The 19,115-nt window shown below is 71.6% G+C and carries 15 protein-coding genes; 10 read left to right on the plus strand and 5 right to left on the minus strand.

The window, feature by feature from the left end; all coding sequences use genetic code 11:
* Positions 1 to 17: 17 nt before the first annotated feature.
* On the minus strand, positions 18 to 704 hold the full coding sequence (locus AC3RJ7_RS03745) for a response regulator transcription factor (RefSeq protein ID WP_491454485.1): 687 nt from the start codon (positions 702 to 704) through the stop codon (positions 18 to 20).
* A 76-nt stretch (positions 705 to 780) separates the two neighbouring features.
* Between AC3RJ7_RS03745 and AC3RJ7_RS03750 the strand changes: the two genes are divergently transcribed.
* From AC3RJ7_RS03750 to ygfZ, 3 genes are all read left to right on the plus strand, one after another.
* Positions 781 to 1,095, plus strand: a complete 315-nt coding sequence (locus AC3RJ7_RS03750; protein ID WP_491454486.1) for a hypothetical protein — start codon at positions 781 to 783, stop codon at positions 1,093 to 1,095.
* Between the two features lie 146 nt (positions 1,096 to 1,241).
* Entirely contained in the window at positions 1,242 to 1,850 is a 609-nt protein-coding gene (locus tag AC3RJ7_RS03755) for a nitrobindin family protein (RefSeq protein ID WP_491454487.1), read from the plus strand.
* On the plus strand, positions 1,850 to 3,007 hold the full coding sequence (gene ygfZ / locus AC3RJ7_RS03760; RefSeq protein ID WP_491454488.1) for a CAF17-like 4Fe-4S cluster assembly/insertion protein YgfZ: 1,158 nt from the start codon (positions 1,850 to 1,852) through the stop codon (positions 3,005 to 3,007). Before AC3RJ7_RS03755 ends, ygfZ begins: the two co-directional genes overlap by 1 nt.
* A 68-nt stretch (positions 3,008 to 3,075) precedes the next feature.
* Here the strand turns inward: ygfZ and AC3RJ7_RS03765 are convergent, their stop codons facing one another.
* The gene (locus AC3RJ7_RS03765; RefSeq protein WP_491454489.1) at positions 3,076 to 9,168 is read right to left on the minus strand and encodes a ThuA domain-containing protein; all 6,093 of its coding nucleotides are present in this window, start codon (positions 9,166 to 9,168) and stop codon (positions 3,076 to 3,078) included.
* A 213-nt stretch (positions 9,169 to 9,381) separates the two neighbouring features.
* Positions 9,382 to 10,242, minus strand: coding sequence for a class I SAM-dependent methyltransferase (locus AC3RJ7_RS03770; RefSeq protein WP_491454490.1), 861 nt, complete (start codon positions 10,240 to 10,242; stop codon positions 9,382 to 9,384).
* A gap of 90 nt (positions 10,243 to 10,332) precedes the next feature.
* Between AC3RJ7_RS03770 and AC3RJ7_RS03775 the strand changes: the two genes are divergently transcribed.
* Positions 10,333 to 11,079: a phosphoglyceromutase gene (locus AC3RJ7_RS03775; protein ID WP_491454491.1), complete on the plus strand. Its 747-nt coding sequence runs from the start codon at positions 10,333 to 10,335 to the stop codon at positions 11,077 to 11,079.
* A 70-nt stretch (positions 11,080 to 11,149) separates the two neighbouring features.
* Here AC3RJ7_RS03775 and phoU read toward each other — a convergent pair whose 3' ends face one another.
* Positions 11,150 to 11,809, minus strand: a complete 660-nt coding sequence (gene phoU, locus AC3RJ7_RS03780) for a phosphate signaling complex protein PhoU (RefSeq protein ID WP_491454492.1) — start codon at positions 11,807 to 11,809, stop codon at positions 11,150 to 11,152.
* Positions 11,810 to 11,999: 190 nt separating this feature from the next.
* On the opposite strand from phoU, the gene AC3RJ7_RS03785 reads away from it, so the two are divergent.
* Entirely contained in the window at positions 12,000 to 13,295 is a 1,296-nt protein-coding gene (locus tag AC3RJ7_RS03785) for a sensor histidine kinase (protein WP_491454493.1), read from the plus strand.
* A complete protein-coding gene (locus AC3RJ7_RS03790; RefSeq protein ID WP_491454494.1) occupies positions 13,292 to 13,972 on the plus strand; it encodes a winged helix-turn-helix domain-containing protein in 681 nt (226 codons plus the stop codon). The genes AC3RJ7_RS03785 and AC3RJ7_RS03790 overlap by 4 nt, the downstream gene beginning before the upstream one ends.
* Positions 13,973 to 14,131: 159 nt before the next feature.
* Here the strand turns inward: AC3RJ7_RS03790 and AC3RJ7_RS03795 are convergent, their stop codons facing one another.
* Complete coding sequence (locus AC3RJ7_RS03795; RefSeq protein WP_491454495.1) at positions 14,132 to 14,740, minus strand: hypothetical protein; 609 nt, start codon at positions 14,738 to 14,740, stop codon at positions 14,132 to 14,134.
* Between the two features lie 93 nt (positions 14,741 to 14,833).
* Here AC3RJ7_RS03795 and AC3RJ7_RS03800 point away from each other — a divergent pair, with 93 nt between their 5' ends.
* From AC3RJ7_RS03800 to rlmB, 4 genes are all read left to right on the plus strand, one after another.
* Positions 14,834 to 15,316: a CarD family transcriptional regulator gene (locus tag AC3RJ7_RS03800; RefSeq protein WP_022889889.1), complete on the plus strand. Its 483-nt coding sequence runs from the start codon at positions 14,834 to 14,836 to the stop codon at positions 15,314 to 15,316.
* 83 nt (positions 15,317 to 15,399) lie between these two features.
* Positions 15,400 to 16,599, plus strand: a complete 1,200-nt coding sequence (gene ispD, locus AC3RJ7_RS03805; protein WP_491454496.1) for a 2-C-methyl-D-erythritol 4-phosphate cytidylyltransferase — start codon at positions 15,400 to 15,402, stop codon at positions 16,597 to 16,599.
* Between the two features lie 41 nt (positions 16,600 to 16,640).
* On the plus strand, positions 16,641 to 18,068 hold the full coding sequence (gene cysS, locus AC3RJ7_RS03810; RefSeq protein WP_491454497.1) for a cysteine--tRNA ligase: 1,428 nt from the start codon (positions 16,641 to 16,643) through the stop codon (positions 18,066 to 18,068).
* Positions 18,065 to 19,093: a 23S rRNA (guanosine(2251)-2'-O)-methyltransferase RlmB gene (rlmB, locus tag AC3RJ7_RS03815; protein WP_491454498.1), complete on the plus strand. Its 1,029-nt coding sequence runs from the start codon at positions 18,065 to 18,067 to the stop codon at positions 19,091 to 19,093. Before cysS ends, rlmB begins: the two co-directional genes overlap by 4 nt.
* Positions 19,094 to 19,115: the final 22 nt, after the last annotated feature.

Genomic DNA, 19,115 nt, shown 5'->3' on the forward strand with positions numbered 1-19,115 from the left:
AGTCGATGAGCGCCCGGTCAACGGGCGGTGACCGGTGCGCCCTCGTCATCCTCTTCGTGCACGTTGAATCGGTAGCCCACGTTGCGCACCGTGCCGATGAGGCTCTCGAGGTCGCCGAGCTTCGCGCGGAGGCGCCGCACGTGCACGTCGACCGTGCGGGTGCCGCCGAAGTAGTCGTAGCCCCACACCTCGCTCAGCAGCTGTTCGCGGGTGAACACGCGCGACGGATGCGCGGCGAGGAACCGCAGCAGCTCGAACTCCTTGTAGGTGAGATCGAGCGGCCGGCCGTGCACCTTCGCCGAGTAGCTCGCCTCGTCGATGACGACGCCCGAGGTCTGGATGCGCTCGGAGGGCTGGCTCTGCGCCGCCCGGCCGATCGCGAGGCGGATGCGCGCATCGATCTCGGCCGGCCCGGCGGTCTCGAGCACGACGTCGTCGACGCCCCAGTCGGGGGAGACGGCCGTCAGCCCGCCCTCGGTGACGACGAGCACGAGCGGCGCCGAGAGCCCGGTCGTGCGGAGGATCTGCGCGAGCGCCTTGGCGCCGACGAGGTTCGTGCGGGCGTCGAGCAGCACGAGCTCGGCATCGGGCGCGTTCACGAGGCGCTCGGGCGAGGCGGGGATGACCCGCACGCGATGCGTCAGGAGTGCGAGCGCCGGGAGTACGTCGTCGGCCGCCGGCGTCAGGATGAGCAGCTGCGCCACGCCACACCCTCCAGTAGTAAGGTGCGGTCAATACTACGGGACGGCCGGGGCCGCCTCGCGAACCGAACGGAGCGGCATGACGGACGAGACCGAGACGCGCTACGGCTGGCCGGGCATCGTGCTGATCTGGATCGTCGCCGCAGCCGGTTGCGCGATCGTGGCGGCACTCGCGCTCGGCGGGCTCGAGGTCTGGTTCGAGGATGACTCGTGGCTCGGCGTGTTCGGAGCGCTCGGCGTCGTGCTCGCGATCGCGGTGCTCGGCACGCTCGTCGTCCAGCTCGCGACGCGACGGCCGGCGGGATTCGTCGGCCGCGTCTCGGCATCGATCGCGGGCGCGTTCGTCGTGGTCGCGGTCACCGCGGCGATCGTCGCCCCCGTCGCCGCGGGCTAGACTCGAGGCATGTCTGAGCTGCTCGCCCTCGAACTCCTCTTCATCGGCCTGCTCGGCCTCGCGAGCCTCGCGATCGCGTGGATCAGCGGCGTCGTCGTCTACAAGCTCTTCAAGGGTCAGCGCTAGGCGCTGGTGAAGGCGTGGCGATGATCGAGCTGCCCGTCGACCTTCCCGCCGAGCTCGTTCCGCTCTCGTGGCTCCTCGGCGTGTGGGAGGGCTCGGGCGTCATCGACTACAAGGTCGGCGACGAGTCGATCACCCACGAGTTCGGGCAGCGTGTGAGCTTCAGCCACGACGGGCTGCCCCACCTCAACTACACCTCGTACACGTGGCTGTTCCCGGCCGAGGAGGGCGGCGAGCCGACGCCGCTCGCGACGGAGACCGGCTACTGGCGGCTCGCGCGCGAGCAGGGCGACGGCGACCCGGGTCCCGCGATGCTGCCGGCGGTCGGCGAGCCGCGCTACGGCGACGCCGAGTCCGTCGAGCAACTGCGCAACGCCGACGGCGGATTCGACCTCGAGGTGTCGATCGTGCATCCGGGCGGTGTGAGCGAGCTCTACCTCGGCCAGGTCAAGGGTCCGCGCATCGACCTCGCGACCGATGCCGTGATGCGCTCGGCGGGGGCGAAGGACTACGCGGCGGCCACGCGCCTGTACGGGCTCGTCGAGGGCCACCTGCTGTGGGCGTGGGACATCGCCGCGCTCGGGCAGGACCTGCGGACGCACGCGTCGGCCCGCCTCGCGAAGGTCGACTGATGTCCGGGTCCCCGTTCCTCGCGCTGCCTGGGGCCGTCGCCCTCGAGGTGTCGCCCGGCGTCGCCGGCCATTACGGCGAGCCCATGATCGAGCAGCGTCGCCTCGAGCGCGGCGAGGCGGTCGTCGACCTCTCCGACCGCGGCGTCGTGGCGGTCACGGGGCCCGACCGGCTGAGCTGGCTGCACTCCATGGCGAGCCAGTCGTTCACCGGGCTCCGCCCGGGGGAGGGCGTCGAGGCGCTGCTGCTCGACGCCTCCGGACGGGTCGAGCACGCCGTGCACGCCGTCGACGACGGCGAGTCGGTCTGGCTCGTGGTCGAGGGCGGCGAGGCGGCCGACCTCGCGGCCTGGCTCGACCGCATGCGGTTCATGCTCCGCGTCGAGGTCGCCGACCGCAGCTCCGACGTCGCCGTCATCGCGGCGATGTCGATCGACGCGCTCGATGCCGCCGCGCCGGCGTACGCCCCGGCCGGCGTCGCGCTCGACTGGGTCGACCCCTGGGCCGCGCCGCGACCGGGTGCCCACCAGTACGCCGCTGCCGCGGGGCATCCGGGGGCCGACTGGCGGTGGATCGAGCGCCTCGTCGCCCGAGCGTCGCTCGCCGACGCGGCCGGGTCGGTGCGGGCCGGGCGGGTGGCCGCTGCCGGTGCGCTCGCCGCCGAGGCGCTGCGCATCGCGGCGTGGCGTCCGCGCCTGGCCACCGAGGTCGACGAGAAGACCATCCCGCACGAGCTCGACTGGCTGCGCAGCGCCGTCGATCTCGGCAAGGGCTGCTACAAGGGCCAGGAGACGGTCGCGAAGGTGCTGAACCTCGGCCGCCCGCCCCGGCGGCTCGTGCTGCTGCACCTCGATGGCAGCGACACGGTGCTGCCCGTGCCGGGCGACGACGTCGTCGGCGAGAAGGTGCGGCCCGAGCCGGAGGCCGGCGAGGCGCCCGAGCGCAAGGTCGTCGGCCACGTCACGTCGAGTGCGATCCATCACGAGCTCGGCCCCATCGCGCTCGCCGTCGTGAAGCGTGCGGTGCCCGCCGATCTCCCGCTCATCGTCGAGAGCCACGGCGTCGACGTCGCGGCCTCGCAGGTCGAGATCGTCCCGGCCGACGCCGGTGCCGCCGTCGAGGTGCCGCGACTGCCGCGCCTCGGCGTGCGCAAGCCCTGACGCCTCGCGCGGTGGGGCACGCATGACGACGGCCCCGCCGCGGGAGCGCCGGGGCCGTCGTCATGCGATCACCTGCACGTGGCCTTGGCGTACGACGCGCGCGCCTCTGCCTCGTGTTCGCCGTCCGCATGGCGGACGGTCACCAGGAGCGTGCCCTTCTTGAGCTTCGCCGCACCGGTGTCGAAGAGGTGGTACACGGCCGAGCCCGCCGCCACGTCCGCGATCTCGTGGTCGCCCCACGGGGTCGTGATCACGAGGTCGACCGGCGTGTTGCCCGTGTTCGCCGCATAGACGGCGACCTGCGCCGTGCCGGCGAGGCACTGGGTCTCGGCGGTCGCCGTGACGCCCATCTCGATGGGCAGGGGTTCGTCGATCGTGAGCTGCGCCGTCTGCTGGTCCTCGACGTTGCCCGCGGCGTCGACCGAGCGGTAGTCGACCGTGTGCTCGCCGGGTCCGGTCACGACGAACGGGTCGGCGTATGCCGCCCACTCGCCGCCGTCCACCCGGAACTCGGTGCCGGTCGCACCCGACGTGTCGTCGGTCGCGCTCAGCGTGACCCGGGCGTCGCCGTCGCCCGCCTCGACCGTCGCCGTGGTGACGGGCGCCACCGTGTCGATGGCGACGGTCGACGATCCCGCCTCCTCGACGTTGCCGGCGGTATCGGTCGAGCGGAACGCGACGGTCACCTCGCCCTGGGTCGCGACCGAGACCGGCTCCGAGTAGGCGGTCCAGTCGCCGTCGCCGATCGCGTACTCGGTCGTCGCGACGCCCGATCCGTCGCCGTCGCCCGCCGAGAGCTCGAAGCTCGGCGCGGACGTGTACCAGCCGGCATCGCCGTCGGGCTCCGCGGGCGTCCACGAGAGCCCGGTCGTCGGCGCGGTCGTGTCGTCGGACTCGGCGTCGAGCGCGAACGAGTCGAACTCGACCACCACCGGCTCCTCCTGCTGCGGACCGATCGCCATCAGGCCGAGCCCGCGCAGCGGCCGGTCGAAGGTGATGCCCGCGCCGATCGAGGTCCAGTTGATGCCGCCGTCGCTCACCTCGGCCGTGTACACGTCGCCCGTCTTCGTCACCCGGATGTACCAGTACCCGCTCTCGCTCGAGTTCGCGATGTCGATCTGGCGGTTGCCGATGCCCTGCGCGGCGACCTCGCCCGCGAGCTCGGCCCGCAGGTCGAGGGCCGTGCCCGGGTTGTTGTAGGCGACGACGTCGGCCTTCACATAGTTGTCGTCGTCGGTCCACATCATGAGCCCGGCGAGCTGCCAGCGGTGCTTCAGCGGTGCCCTGAACCTCGTCGTCGCCACCCAGTCGCCCTCGGGCGCCTCGGTGAGGATGAAGTTGCGCGGCGAGATCGGGTTCGTGCCGTTGACATCGCCCGGCTGCGTCTCGATCTTCAGGTGGCCGTCGGCGACCTCCACGTGGTTCGAGTCGTAGCGCACGGTCTCCGACCAGCGGCAGCCGTCGAGCGACGCGCCGTCGAAGTCGTCGTTCGGCGTCACCGGCTCGCCGGGCGCGGGCTCCGGCGCGAACCGGAACCAGTCGGCCTTCGCAACCACCGGCGTGCTGCCGAGGTCGCCGGCCGCCATGATGCCGATCCGGGCGTTCGCCTTGAGCTGCAGGCTCCCCGCGAGCGGAGTCCAGCTCGTGCCGTCGGCGGAGTACGCACCCGTGAGGGTGGTGCCGTCGCTCGTCAGCTCGAGGTGGATCGTCGACGGGAAGTCGGCGGGCAGGGTCGGCGCGGCCGGCGTCGAACGCGAACCGCCCGTCTCGGACTGGAACTCGACGAAACGGTTGCCGTTCTGGTTCCGTACGAAGGCGAGCTTGTTGTACTCGTCGTCGCTCTGGTGCACCACGAGACCGGCCCACTGCCAATGCGAGGTGTGCGCGAGCGTGAGCTTCGTCGTCGCCTTCCAGGCACCGGTCGGCAGCGGCTTGCCCGCGAAGCTCACGGGGCCGGTCGACGCCTCGTTGATGTCGGCCGTCGTCACCGGCAGGTTGAGCGCCCCGTTCGACTGCGTGACGGGCAGGGCGCCCGATCGCAGCGCCCACGAGGCGGCGACGACGGGGCCGTCGAACTCGTCGGAGAGCGGTGCCCCCTCGCACATGAGCGGTTCGAGCGGCAGCTCGGGCTCGGGATCCGTCGGGTCGGTGTCGATCGCGAAGTCGGCGAAGTCGACGGTGCCGGGTCCGCTCGCGTGCGACACCATGAACATGCCGACGTCCTGCGTGTTCGCCGCGCCCGTGAGGGCCACGGCGCCGCCGACCTGGGTCCAGCTCGTGCCGTTCTTCGAGAAGTACGCCGTGTACGAGGCATCCGAGCGCTTGAGCTTCACCCAGACGGGGTAGCTCGTCGTGCCGCCCGCGACCGACGTGTTGAGCTGCCCGTTGCCGTCGGGATCGGCGAGGAACTCGACGCCGCCCGAGGGGCGGATGCCGACCATCGCGTATCCGGGCGAGGTGCCGGGCTGCGTGAGGTCGTTGCGCACGATCACGCCGGCCTTCGCCGACCCGTTCGTGTTCTGCTGGGCGTCGACCTTCACGACCGCCTCCCAGTCCTCGTCACCGGCCGCCGGCGCGTACAGGGTCGAGTACTCGTCGACGCCCTGCCACGTGTCGTCGCCCGCGCCGGTGATGCGGAACCGGCCGTCGCCGAGACGCTCGAACACGCCGTCGGCGTTCGTGAACGGCACGAGGTCGCCGAAGAGCTCGCCCACCTGCGCGACGACGGTGCGCGAGGTGCGCGACTTGCCCGCCTCGTTCGTCGCGACGGCGGTGAGCTCGTAGAGCCCCTCCTCCGGAGCCGCGAGCGTCGCCGCGTACGGTGCGGTGTCGTCGATGCCGATCGACTCGCCGTCGACGAAGAACTCGACGGCGGTGACGGTGCCGTCGGCGTTGTACGGGTCGCCGGCCTCGGCCTCGATCGCGACGTCCTGCCCGGGCTCGAGCTCGACCCCCGCCGCCGGTGCGGTGATCGCGACGTCGGGTGCGGAGGTCGGGGAGGACCCTCGCCCGAGCGCCTCGATGAAGTTGAGCTTGGTCTCGCCTCCGCGGAACACGAGGTAGAGGTCGAGCGAGTCGCCCGGCAGCGCGCTCACGTCGACGACGACGTCGACGAACTTCGTCGACCCCGTCACCGGCACGTCGGCGGTCGCGAGCAGCGCGCCGTCGGCGGCGCCGTCGCGGAGCTCGATCGAACCTTCCGCGGTCGCCGAGACCCGGAGCGCGAGCTTGTCGACGCGGTGGAAGCTGACGGGGTCGTAGTGGACCCACTCGCCGTCGCTCGCGGCGACGACTCGGTCGGCTTCGCCGCCCTCCGTGTCGCGGCTCGGGGACACGTCGACCCCGGGCGCCGAGCTGTCGAAGAACTCCGCCTGCTTGAGCTTCGGGAAGACGAGCGTCGTCGCCGAGCCCGTGAGCGGGTTCTCGCCGCCCTCGTCGCCGTGGTCGGTGTAGCGGGCGTCGATCGCGAAGAAGATGTCCTCATCCGGCGCGTGTCCGCCGAGGCTCGTCTCGGTGGTGCCGGTGAATCCGCTGAGCGGCGTCAGCGGGTGGGCGTGCTCGTCGTGCCCGAGCGCGGGTTGGATGATGAGCTCCGATCCGTCGACGGTGCCGTCGTCGGGGTCGGTCACCTGCGCCGCCCAGGACAGGTCGTCGCCGAAGTCGAAGAATGCTCCGTTCGGCGGCAGCGAGATGTCGACCTCGGGCCGGGTGTTGCCGACGGTGATCGGCGCGGTGGTCGTGCCCGTCTTGCCGGCCGGGTCGGTCACCGTGAGGCGCGCGTCGTAGACCCCGGTCTCCGCGTAGGCGTGGCTCGCCGTCGGGGTCGTCGCGTCGGTCGTGCCGTCGCCGTCGAAATCCCACGCGTACGCGAGCGCTGCGTGCTCGGGGTCGGTCGAGGCCGAGCCGTCGAACGAGACCTCGAGCGGAGCCGGGCCCGAGTCGCGGTCGACCGAGATCTTCGCGATGGGCGAGCGGGATCCCTGGATGTAGTCGATGCGGTGGAGCCCGGAGTTCGGGTTGTCACGCCCGAAGCCGCCGCCCCAGTCGAGCACGTAGAGCGATCCGTCGGGGCCGAACTTCGAATCGATCGGCGCGAGGAACTGCTCCTGCGGCAGGAAGGCGTTGACCTTCTCGACCTGCGATCCCGATCCGGCCGCCGGATCCTTCAGTTGGATCGAGTACATCCTGTTGCGCGCCCACTCGTAGAAGAACGGCTTGCCGTCGTACGACTCGGGGAACTTCGTGTCGGACACGAGGTCCGGGTCGTAGTCGTAGACCGGCCCGCCCATGGGGGCGAGGCCGCCGCCCTCGGGGATCGTCTCGGGCACCGACGACCGGTTGTAGCCGTACCACATGTCCGCAGCGCGGGCCGCAGGCAGTTCGGTGAGGCCCGTGTTGCGCGGCGAGTCGTTGACCGGCGCGTCGCAGTCGAAGAAGCCGCCGACCGTGACCGGGTCGGTCGTGTAGTCGACGTCGCGGAACGGCTCGTTGTCGCCCATGCAGAGCGGCCAGCCGTAGTTGCCGGGGCTCTTGATGAGGTTCCACTCGGCGATGCCGGCGGGTCCACGGGTGTCGGGCGCGTCCGTGCCGTTGTCGGGGGAGTAGTCGGCGAGGCTGATCCAGCCGGTCCGCTGGTCGACCGAGAAGCGGAACGGATTGCGGAAGCCCATCGCGTAGATCTCGGGACGGGTCTTGTCGCCCGCGTCGTCGGCCTCGGGGAAGAGATTGCCCTCCGGGACCGTGTAGCCCGGGCCGTCGGCCTTCGGCGTGATTCGGAGGAGCTTGCCGCGCAGGTCGTTGGTGTTCGCCGAGGTCGCGCGGGCGTCGTGGAAGGTGCCGTCGCGGGTCGACAGCGGTGCATAGCCGCCCGACGGCTCCGAGTGGGGGTTCACGTCGTCGCCGACGCCGAGGTACAGGTTGCCGTCGGCGTCGAAGTCGAGCCCGCCGCCGGTGTGGCCGGGCTCGTCGGGAAGGCGTCGGGCCGGCACCTCGATGATGAGTTCCTCGGAGGCCGGGTCGATGACGCCGTTCTCCATCGTGAAGCGGGAGACGCGGCTGAAGAAGTTGGCGGGGTCGGCGTCGTCCGCCGAGCCGGGCGACCGGTAGAGGTACACGCGGCCGTTGTCGGTGAAGTCGGGGTCGAGCGCGATGCCGAGCAGGCCGTCCTCGCCGCCGGAGTAGACGTCGAGCTCGAGCGCGGTCGTGACGCTGTTCGTCGTCGGATCCCACACGCGCACCTGGCCGCGGACGAGCTCGGTGTAGAACACCCGGCCGTCCTCGGCGATGTCCATCGCGAACGGTGCCGACGTGTTCTCGTCGAGCACGACCTTCTCGAAGTTCTTCCAGACGGTGCCGCCGCAGTCGCCGGGCTCGATGCCCGCGGCGTACTTCACGCCGCCGACGATGTGGGCCATGAAGTCGGGCTCCAGGTAGTGCGAGCCGAAGTGCCCCATCGCGGTCGCCCAGGCGCGCCCGCCGTCGTAGGGCTTGCACCACGAGATCGGGTGGTCGTAGCCCATGGCGTTGCCGCCGGCGTCGTACGTCGACTCGTCCATCGAGGCGAGCACGTGCGCGGTGCCGCGCACGTTGTTCGAGAAGTTGTACCACTCGTCGGAGCGTTCCCAGCGCGCGTCGTCGAAGTGCGTCGTCGAGGGGTGCGTGTCGTCCTCGATGCGCACCGTGCCCGGCTGGCCCGGGTCGGTGCCGGTCGCCGCATGCCCGGGCATGAGCGAGCCGACGAGCTGGTCCCACCACGGGTAGTTGCCGCGCATGTCGGTCGCGTTGTGGATCGCGACGATCCCGCCACCGGCCTGCTGGTAGCGCTCGAGCGCCGCCTTCTGCTCCCCGTTCCACGGGTCTCCCGACGCCTGGAACATGATGAGCGCGTCGAAGCCCGCGAGATCGGTGTCGTTGAAGATCGTCGAGTCCTCGGTGTGCGTCACCTCCATGCCCTCGGCTTCGAGCGCGGCCGTGATGAGCGGCGTGCCCGTGTCGATCGCGTCCGTGTGCCGGAACTGCGTGGTCTTGGTGAAGATCAGCACATGGGCGCCGTCGTGCGCGTGCGCTGGCGCGGCGGTCGTCGCGATCGTGCCCGCGGCGAGGATCGCGGCGACGGTTCCGGCGAGAAGCCGGGCGAGGACGTGGTGCAACTTCGACAGCATGAGACCTCCGTTGGTTTCGAATGCTGGACACGCGAACCATCACGAATCGAGTGCGAGCCCGGTCCTGAACCTAGGGAGACTTTTGTCGTCCGTCAAGCAAAAGATGTGTCGAGTTCGCCGTCTTACTCGATGAGCATGTTCTGTAATGCGCGATCAGGCGCAGAACTCGCGATTTCGGAAAGGTCGCTGAATATGGGCCTGAACGGGGATTCGTCACCCGCTCGAGGCGGGGGCGACCGCTGACCACGGCACCGTGAGTTCACCGAGCCGACTGCGACGCGGGCCGCCGATCACGGGCCACCCCTCGTGCCGCAGGGTCGCGACCATCGCGATCCAGCGCTGCGAGGGTCCGTAGACCGCGAGCGGAGCATGCATCCGCCACGACGTGTCGAGCGCCTCGAGCAGCTCGTGGACGCGCTCGCCGGGGACGTTCCGGTGGATCAGGGCCTTCGGCAGCCGCTCGGCCACGATCGACGGATGCTCGAGCCCCGAGCGGCGCAGGCTGATCGTGAACGTGCGCGGCCCCTCCGCGCCGAGCCCGACCCAGCTCGAGACGCGACCGAGTTCGTCGCACGTGCCCTCGACGACGAGGCCGCCGGGCGCGAGGCGCGAGGTCATGAGCCGCCAGGCGCCCGGGACGTCGGCCTCGTCGTACTGGCGCAGCACGTTGAAGGCGCGGATCACCGCGGCCCGACGGCTGCCGGGGGTCGGCACCTCGAAGCCCCCGACCGCGAAGTCGACGGCGAGTCCTGCGTCGAAATGGGCGTCGCCCGCTCGCACCCGCGCGAGCTGCTCGCGGGCCACGCGCACCCGGTCCGGCTCGATCTCGAGGCCGAGCACGTGCACGTCGGGCCGCACGTGCGAGAGCCGCGAGGCCAGTTCGAGCGTGGTGACACCGCTCGCCCCGTACCCGAGGTCGACGACGAACGGGTCCGGTGCGTGCACGAATGCCGGGTGCGCCGCGATCCAGCGGTCGATCCGGCGAAGCCGGTTGGTGTTCGTCGTGCCGCGGGTCACCGTGCCCACGCGCTGCCCGGGCCGCAGGCGCCGGGGGTGGGGCGAGGCGTCGGGCATGCCTCCAGTCTGTCAGGCGCTCGGCCGAGGCATCCGGTCACGGGGCTTCACGCGACGGGGCGCCGGATGCCTCGCCGGTAGGCTGTTCGCATGCCTCACACCCTCGTGCTGCTCCGCCACGGCAACAGCGAATGGAACCAGAAGAACCTGTTCACCGGTTGGGTCGACGTGCGACTCTCCGAGCTCGGCCGCACCGAGGCCGCGCGCGCCGGCGAGCTGCTGCGCGAGTCGGGCCTGCTGCCCGACGTGCTGCACACCTCGGTGCTGACCCGGGCCATCCAGACCGCGAACATCGCGCTCGACGTCGCCGACCGCGCGTGGATCGACGTCCGTCGCACGTGGCGCCTCAACGAGCGCCACTACGGTGCGCTGCAGGGCCTCGACAAGGCCGAGACGCTCGAGAAGTACGGCCCCGAGCAGTTCCAGCTCTGGCGCCGTTCGTTCGACGTCCCGCCGCCCGTGCTCGCCGACGACTCCGAGTGGTCGCAGGTCGGCGACCCGCGCTACGCGTCGCTCACCGACGACGAGCTGCCCCGGACCGAGTGCCTGAAGGACGTCATCGCCCGCATGCTGCCGTACTGGGAGGAGGGCATCGTCCCCGACCTCGCCGCGGGCAGGACCGTGCTCGTCACCGCCCACGGCAACTCCCTGCGTGCGCTCGTGAAGCACCTCGACGGCATCAGCGACGACGACATCGCCGAGCTCAACATCCCGACCGGCATCCCGCTCGTCTACGAGCTCGACGACGACTTCCGCCCGGCGAAGCCGGCGGAGTACCTCGACCCCGAGGCCGCCGCCGCGGGCGCCGCCGCCGTCGCCGCACAGGGCAAGAAGTAGGCGCGAGCCGCGCCGAGACGAACGAGGGGGATGCCGTCACGGCATCCCCCTCGTCACGTCTGCGCCGCGCTCAGAGCGCGGACTTCTCCGGGTCCCAGTCGCCCGTCGCGAGGTACTGGACCTTCTTCGCGATCGACACGGCGTGGTCGGCGAAGCGCTCGTGGTATCGGCTGGCGAGGGTCGCGTCGACCGTGTCGACGGTCTCGCCCTTCCACTTCTCGCCGAGCACCTTGTCGAACACCGAGAGGTGCAGGGCGTCGACCTTGTCGTCCTCGTTGCGGATCGCCTCGGCCAGGTGCACGTCCTCCGTGCGGAGGAGCTCGACGAGCTTGCGCGCGATCTCGACGTCGAGCCGGCCCATCTCCGCGAAGGTCGGGCGCAGCGACTTCGGCACGACCTTGTCGGGGAACCGGTAGCGGGCGAGCTGCGAGATGTGGGTCGACATGTCGCCCATCCGCTCGAGCGACGCGCTGACCCGCAGTGCGCTCACGACGATCCGCAGGTCGCGGGCGACGGGCTGCTGGCGGGCGAGGATCGTGATCGCGAGCTCGTCGAGCTCGACGGCCGCCTGGTCGATCTTGTCGTCGTCGGCGATCACCTCCTCGGCCAGGCTCACGTCGGATTCGTTGAACGCCCGGGTCGCCTTGTCGATCGAGACGGCGACGAGGTCGGCGATCTCGACGAGTCGCTCCTGCACCTCGGCCAGCTCCTGCTGGAACACCTCACGCATGTTCGGAATACCTCTGTCTCTCGTCGTCCGCGCGCACAGCACGAATCGGCCGGGTCGGTTCCGGCACCCGCGACATCTTCTCCGGCGGAGGTGAACAACAGGTGCCGGCTCCGTGAACACTCCCCAACGTACCGCGCGACGGCGGGCGAGACGGCGGATCGGTCCGTCGCGGCGTCGTTAGTCTGGACCCATGGACTCCACGTGGGCGGTGCTCACCGCGCTCGCCTTCGGGCTCTTCCTGGGCGCCGCCTTCATGATCGTTCTGCACATGGCCGAGCGCCGCGGCTCGAGCGCGGCGATGGTCGTCGCGCCGACGATCCCCGACGGCATCGACCAGGTGCTCGAGGTCCTCGAGTCCGCCGGCATCGTGCTCGACCCGTCGAACAACGTGCTGCGCGCCTCGCCCGGCGCCCTCGCCATGGGCCTCGTGCGCCATCAGGCGCTCGTGCACCCCGAACTCGTGGAACTCGTCGCGACCGTGCGCCGCACGGGCGAGCCCGTCGCCGAGGAGCTCGCCGTCGCGAGGTCGCCGCAGGGCGAGGTGACCATGCGCCTCCGGGTTCGGGTCGCACGGCTCGGCGCCCGGTTCGTGCTCCTGCTCGCCGAGGACCGCACCGAGGCGCACCGCCTCGACGAGGTGCGGCGCGACTTCGTCGCGAACATCAGCCACGAGCTCAAGACCCCGATCGCCTCGGTGAGCCTGCTCGCCGAGGCGCTCGACCAGGCGGCCGACGAGCCCGATCAGGTGCGGCGCTTCGCGGGGCGCCTCTCGGTCGAGGCGAGCAGGCTCGCCCACATCACGAGCGAGGTCATCGAGCTCTCCCGGCTGCAGGCGAAGGACGCCCTGCGCCCCGACACCCTCGTCGACGTCGACGAGGTCGTCGCCGCGGCCGTCGACCAGAACCGCGTCGTGGCGGGCGGCAAGCACGTCGAGGTCGCCGTCAAGGCCTCGACGGGGGCGAAGGTCTACGGCGACCGTGCGCTCATGGTCGTCGCGGTGCACAACCTCGTGGCCAACGCGATCGCCTACTCGAACGAGGGCGGCCGGGTCGGCGTCGGCACGAAGGTCGTCGACGACGCGGTCGAGATCGCGGTGACCGACCAGGGCATCGGCATCGACGCCGACGAACTCGATCGGGTCTTCGAGCGCTTCTACCGGGTCGACCAGGCGCGCTCCCGCAACACGGGAGGCTCGGGCCTCGGGCTCAGCATCGTCAAGCACACCGTCCAGAACCACGGCGGCGACGTGCGCGTCTGGTCGCAGCCCGGCCGCGGGTCGACCTTCATGATCACGCTGCCGCTCGCCGGCGAGGCACCCGGGGCTGCGGACACGGTTGCCGGCGAGTCGACCTCGGCGCCCAAGGCGCCCAAGGCGCCCAAGGGGGCCAAGGCGTCGAAGGCGTCGAAGACATCGAACGCGGATGCCTCCGGCGACCGCCGACGCGCTGCGAAGGCCGCAGCATCCGACCGAGGAGAACACCAGTGACCCGCATCCTGCTCGTCGAAGACGAGATCGCCCTCTCCGACCCGCTGAGCTTCCTGCTCGAGCGCGAGGGTTACGAGGTCGAGGTCGCCGCCGACGGCCCCGCGGCGATCGCCGCGTTCGACCGAGCGGGCGCCGACCTCGTGCTCCTCGACCTCATGCTGCCCGGACTTCCGGGCACGGAGGTGTGCCGGGAGCTCCGCAACCGCTCGAGCGTGCCGATCATCATGCTGACGGCGAAGGACTCGGAGATCGACATCGTCGTCGGGCTCGAGCTCGGCGCCGACGACTACGTGACGAAGCCGTACAAGACGCGCGAGCTCCTCGCGCGCATCCGGGCGGTGCTGCGCCGGCGCACCGAGATCGAGGACTTCGACGAGTCCGTGCTCGAGGGCGGTCGCGTCCGCATGGACGTCGACCGCCACACGGTCGAGGTCGACGGCGTGCAGGTGCCGATGCCGCTCAAGGAGTTCGAGCTCCTCGAGCTGCTCATGCGCAATCCGGGCCGCGTGCTCACGCGCGGCCAGCTCATCGACCGCGTATGGGGCTCCGACTACTTCGGCGACACCAAGACGCTCGACGTGCACATCAAGCGCATCCGCTCGAAGATCGAGACGCAGCCGTCCGAGCCCGTGCAGCTCGTGACGGTGCGCGGGCTCGGCTACCGATTCGAGGGCTGAGGGCGGGGGGGAACGGACGCCGTCACCGGCGGATCCCCGTGGTGCGGTCACCGGCACGGGCGCTGCGGGCGCCCGTGCCGGAAGCCGGGCATGAAGAAGGGCGGACGCCCCGGGCGCGTGGCCCGGGACATCCGCCCTCGTTCGACGGTCTCTGGGAGGTCAGCCGGCGATCTCCGCCTCGATCTCCGCGTCCTCTGCGGCGACCTCGGCGTTCTGCGCGGCGACCTCGGCCGGGAGGAGGCCGGCGTACTCGGGGAGGCGCCCGTCGAGCACGGGGACCTCCTTCTCGACGCCCTCGGCCGTGCCGTACTGGAAGTAGATGGGCAGCAGCGCGCCCGGCATGGTGTCGATGTTCTCGAGCACGAGCGGCGTCACGATGTCGAGCTCGTCCTCGTCGGCGACGCCGAAGGCGACGGTGGCGCCCGCGTCGACCGGGATGACGCGCGTCTCGCCGCCGCCGACCTGCACGCCGAGGTCGACGTCGTCGGCGCCGTCGTTCACGATCGTGAGCACGAGCGTGCCGTCGGTGCCGTCGTCGCTCACGACGAGCACGTTGCGCAGGTGAAGGTCGCCGACGTTCACCCCGACGCCGTCGCTCGCGTCGTAGGGTTCGGTCGTCGCCTGATAGGTGACCATCGAGCAACCGCTCGCGCCGAGCGCGATGCCGAGGGCCAGAGCGGCCGATGCCGCGAGACGCGCCTTCACAGAACCTCCAAGTGCGAGCGTGCGCACGCGCGCCCGGTGGCGCACGCGATCGAGTCCGAGCATATCGCACGGCGGAGGTGCGCCCGTGAAGGGGAGGCGAACCTTAGCACGATCGTGAATGTGATATCCTGAAAGTTGCCGAAAGGACTATTATTCATGCTTTTTGAGGTTGGCGAGACCGTCGTTTACCCCCACCACGGAGCCGCAACGATCACCGAGGTGAAGAAACGGATCATCAAGGGTGAAGAGAAGCTCTACCTCAAGCTGAACGTCACGCAGGGCGACCTCGTCATCGAGGTCCCGGCCGAGAACGTCGACCTCGTCGGCGTGCGCGACGTCATCGGCAAGGAGGGGCTCGACAAGGTCTTCGAGGTGCTGCGCGCGCCGTTCACCGAAGAGCCGACGAACTGGTCGCGCCGGTACAAGGCGAACCTCGAGAAGCTCGCGTCGGGCGACGTCATCAAGGTCTCCGAGGTCGTCCGCGACCTCTGGCGCCGCGACCAGGACCGCGGGCTCTCGGCCGGCGAGAAGCGCATGCTCGCGAAGGCCCGCCAGATCCTGATCTCCGAGCTCGCGCTCGCCGAGAAGACCGACGAGGAGGCGGCCTCGACCGTCCTCGACGAGGTCCTCGCCTCGTAGCACCCGGTCGGTCGAGCAGGCGCGAAGCGCCGTATCGAGACCACCGTCCGGAACGACCCGGCGGGCGCGGCTACGCTCATGACATGAGCACCCCGCGCACCGCCGTCATCGTCGTCGCCGCAGGCAGCGGAACGAGACTCGGCCGCGACGAGCCGAAGGCGTTCGTTCCGCTCGGCGACGGAACCGTGCTGTCGACCGCGGTCGCCGGCGTGCTCGCCATGCGCGTGCCGCCGGCGATCGTCGTCGTGGCGCCCGCCGACCGGGTCGACGCGGTACGCGACGACCTCGCCCCGCTCGTCGCCGCGGCGGGAACCTCCCTCGAGGTCGTCGCCGGCGGCGCCACGCGGCAGGAGTCCGTCGCCCGGGGCCTCGCGGTCATCGGCTCGGCCGTCGACACCGTGCTCGTGCACGACGCGGCCCGCCCGCTCACCCCCGCGCTCGTCTTCGACGAGGTCGAGGCCGCCGTGCGCACCCGGGGCCACGGCATCGTGCCGGCCCTCGAGGTCGTCGACACCATCAAGCGCGTCGCCGCGGGATCGGTGGTCGAGACCGTCGACCGCGCCGAGCTCCGGGCCGTGCAGACGCCGCAGGGCTTCCCGCGCGGGGCGCTCGACCACGCCTTCCGCACCGCCCGCGCCGAGTACACCGACGACGCGGCGCTGGTCGCGGCGGCCGGGCTCGTCGTCGACACCGTTCCCGGTGACGTGCGCGCCTTCAAGATCACCGTGCCCGCCGACCTGCACCGGGCCGCGCAGCTGCTCGCCGAGTCGGCTCAGCAGGCGGTCGGCGAACCCGCGCCGCAGCGCCCCCCGGTGCCGCGCATCGGCACCGGCACCGATGTGCACGCCTTCGCCGGCGACGACACCCCGCTGTGGCTCGCCGGCCTCGAGTGGCCGGGGGAGCGCGGGCTGTCGGGCCACTCCGACGGCGATGCCGCCGCGCATGCGATCTGCGACGCCCTGCTCGCCGCGGCGGGGCTCGGCGACGTCGGCAAGATCTTCGGCACCGCCGACGCCCGCTTCGCCGGCGCCCACGGCGAGGTCTTCCTCGCCGAGACACGGCGACTCGTCGAGGCATCCGGGTTCGTGATCGGCAACGTCACCGTGCAGGTCGTCGGCAACCGGCCGAAGCTCGCGCCCCGCCGGGCCGAGGCCGAGGCGCTGCTCTCGCGGGTGCTCGGCGCCCCCGTGAGCGTCGCCGCGACGACGAGCGACGCGCTCGGGTTCACCGGGCGCGGCGAGGGCGTCGCCGCCGTCGCGACCGCGCTGATCGTGCCCGCCTGAGCCGAACGACGTTCTCGGCACCTCGCCGGTAGGCTTGGCGGGTGACCGTGCGACTCTACGACTCGAAGGCCCAGACGCTGCGCGACTTCGTGCCCCTCCGCGAGGGCCACGTCGGCATGTACGTCTGCGGTCCGACCGTGCAGTCGAGCCCGCACATCGGGCACCTCCGCAGTGCGCTCGTCTACGACATCATGCGTCGGTGGTTCGCGTACCGCGGCAACGACGTGACCTTCGTGCGCAACGTCACCGACATCGACGACAAGATCCTCGACGCCGCGCACCGCGAGCAGCAGGGCGGCGAGGAGTGGTGGGCGCTCGCCTACCGCGTCGAGCTCGAGTTCACGGCGGGGTACGCCCAGCTCGGCATCCTCCCGCCGACCTACGAGCCCCGGGCGACCGCGAGCGTGCAGCAGATGCAGGAGCTGATCGCCCGCCTCATCGAGTCGGGGCACGCCTATCCCGCCGCCGACGACTCCGGCGACGTCTATTTCGACACCTCGAGCTGGCCCGCCTACGGCGAGCTCACCCGGCAGTCGCGCGACAAGATGGAGGCGGCGGCCGACGCCGACCCGCGCGGCAAGCGCGACCCCCGCGACTTCGCCCTGTGGAAGGGGCGCAAGGCCGACGAACCCGCCTCGGCGGGCTGGCGCTCGCCGTGGGGCGAGGGGCGGCCGGGCTGGCACATCGAGTGCTCGGCCATGGCCGCGCGCTACCTCGGTGAGGAGTTCGACGTCCACGGCGGCGGGCTCGACCTGCGCTTCCCGCACCACGAGAACGAGCTCGCCCAGTCGACCGCCGCGGGGCAGGCCTTCGCGCGCTACTGGGTGCACAACGGGCTCGTGAACGTCGGCGGGCAGAAGATGTCGAAGTCGCTCGGCAACTCGGTCTACGCGGCCGAGCTCCTCGGGCTGGCCTCGCCGATCGCCGTCCGTTACATGCTCGGGCAGGCGCACTACCGCTCGACCCTCGACTACACGCCCGGCTCGCTGGCCGAGGCCGAGGCCGCCGTCGATCGCATCCGAACGTTCCTGCAGCGCGTCGAGCGGCGGCTCGCCGGCACGCGCTTCGCGGGCGTCGGCGCCCCCGAGGTGCCGGCCGCGTTCGCCGAGGCGATGGACGATGACCTCGGCGTCCCGCAGGCACTCGCCGTGCTGCACGACACCGTCCGAGCCGGCAACCAGGCGCTCGACGACGAAGAGCTGCACGACGCCGCGGTCGCCCACGGCCAGGTCGGCGCCATGGTCGGGGTGCTGGGCCTCGATCCGCGCGACCCGCACTGGGCCACGGCCGACGCCGGCCCCGCGGCATCCGCCCTCTCCTCACTCGTCGAGCGCCTGCTCGACGACCGTCGCGCGGCCCGCGACGCGAGGGACTGGGCGAGCGCCGACCGCATCCGGACCGAGCTCGCCGAGGCGGGCATCACCATCGAAGACAGTCAGACCGGCACGCATTGGAGCTTGGGATCATGAAGGGCAGCAGCGGCAAGTCGCGCGCCGGAGCCGTGCGCAAGGGCGGCCACGGAAAGCAGGCCGGGACCGGCGGGCACGGGCGGAAGGCGCTCGAGGGCAAGGGACCGACCCCGAAAGCGGAGGACCGGGCCTGGCACCCCGCCGGCAAGCGCAAGGCGGCGCAGGAGCGCTACGCCGCGGCGGGCGGCAAGGGCAAGCCGGGCGGCCGCGTCGCGGGCCAGAAGGCCGGCGCACCGCGCGGGGCGTCCGGCGCCTCGCGCCGAGCCAAGTCCGGCGACGAGTCCGAGATCGTGACGGGCCGCAACTCGGTCGTCGAGGCGCTGCGCACCCGCATCCCCGCGACGACCCTCTACATCGCCGCGCGCATCGAGATGGACGACCGCGTGAAAGAGGCCGTCAAGATCGCGACCAACCGGGGCATCCCGATCCTCGAGGTCATGAAGCCCGAGCTCGACCGGCTCGCCGGCGAGGGCGGCGTGCACCAGGGCCTCGCGCTCAAGGTGCCGCCGTACGAGTACGCGCATCCGATCGAACTGCTCGACGAGGTGATCGCCCGCGACGAGACGCCGCTGCTCGTCGCCCTCGACGGCATCACGGACCCGCGCAACCTCGGCGCCATCCTGCGCTCGACCGGAGCCTTCGGCGGACAGGGCGTCATCCTGCCGCAGCGCCGTTCGGTGGGCGTCAACTCGGCCGCGTGGAAGACGTCGGCCGGTGCCGCGGCGCGCGTGCCCGTCGCGATGGCGGCGAACCTCACGCAGACGCTCAAGAGCCTCAAGGAGCGCGGCGTCTTCGTGCTCGGCCTCGACGGCGACGGCGACGTGTCGCTGCCCGGCCTCAGCTGGGCGGATCGCCCGATCGTCATCGTGGTCGGCAGCGAGGGCAAGGGCCTCTCGCGGCTCGTCGCCGAGACGTGCGACGCGATCGTGTCGATCCCGATCAGCGCCTCGACCGAGTCGCTGAACGCGGGCATCGCCGCGTCGGTCACGCTCTACGAGATCGCCAAGCTGCGCGCCGCCGAGTAGCCGCGCCGGCGGCGGCCGGCGG

Source organism: Agromyces solani (assembly GCF_058349925.1).

Coding starts and splice junctions, on each gene's coding strand:
- AC3RJ7_RS03750 (WP_491454486.1), top strand. CDS start 781: ATGACGGACGAGACCGAGACGCGCTACGGCTGGCCGGGCATCGTGCTG.
- AC3RJ7_RS03755 (WP_491454487.1), top strand. CDS start 1,242: ATGATCGAGCTGCCCGTCGACCTTCCCGCCGAGCTCGTTCCGCTCTCG.
- ygfZ (WP_491454488.1), top strand. CDS start 1,850: ATGTCCGGGTCCCCGTTCCTCGCGCTGCCTGGGGCCGTCGCCCTCGAG.
- AC3RJ7_RS03765 (WP_491454489.1), bottom strand. CDS start 9,168: ATGCTGTCGAAGTTGCACCACGTCCTCGCCCGGCTTCTCGCCGGAACC.
- AC3RJ7_RS03770 (WP_491454490.1), bottom strand. CDS start 10,242: ATGCCCGACGCCTCGCCCCACCCCCGGCGCCTGCGGCCCGGGCAGCGC.
- AC3RJ7_RS03775 (WP_491454491.1), top strand. CDS start 10,333: ATGCCTCACACCCTCGTGCTGCTCCGCCACGGCAACAGCGAATGGAAC.
- phoU (WP_491454492.1), bottom strand. CDS start 11,809: ATGCGTGAGGTGTTCCAGCAGGAGCTGGCCGAGGTGCAGGAGCGACTC.
- AC3RJ7_RS03785 (WP_491454493.1), top strand. CDS start 12,000: ATGGACTCCACGTGGGCGGTGCTCACCGCGCTCGCCTTCGGGCTCTTC.
- AC3RJ7_RS03795 (WP_491454495.1), bottom strand. CDS start 14,740: ATGCTCGGACTCGATCGCGTGCGCCACCGGGCGCGCGTGCGCACGCTC.
- AC3RJ7_RS03800 (WP_022889889.1), top strand. CDS start 14,834: ATGCTTTTTGAGGTTGGCGAGACCGTCGTTTACCCCCACCACGGAGCC.
- ispD (WP_491454496.1), top strand. CDS start 15,400: ATGAGCACCCCGCGCACCGCCGTCATCGTCGTCGCCGCAGGCAGCGGA.
- rlmB (WP_491454498.1), top strand. CDS start 18,065: ATGAAGGGCAGCAGCGGCAAGTCGCGCGCCGGAGCCGTGCGCAAGGGC.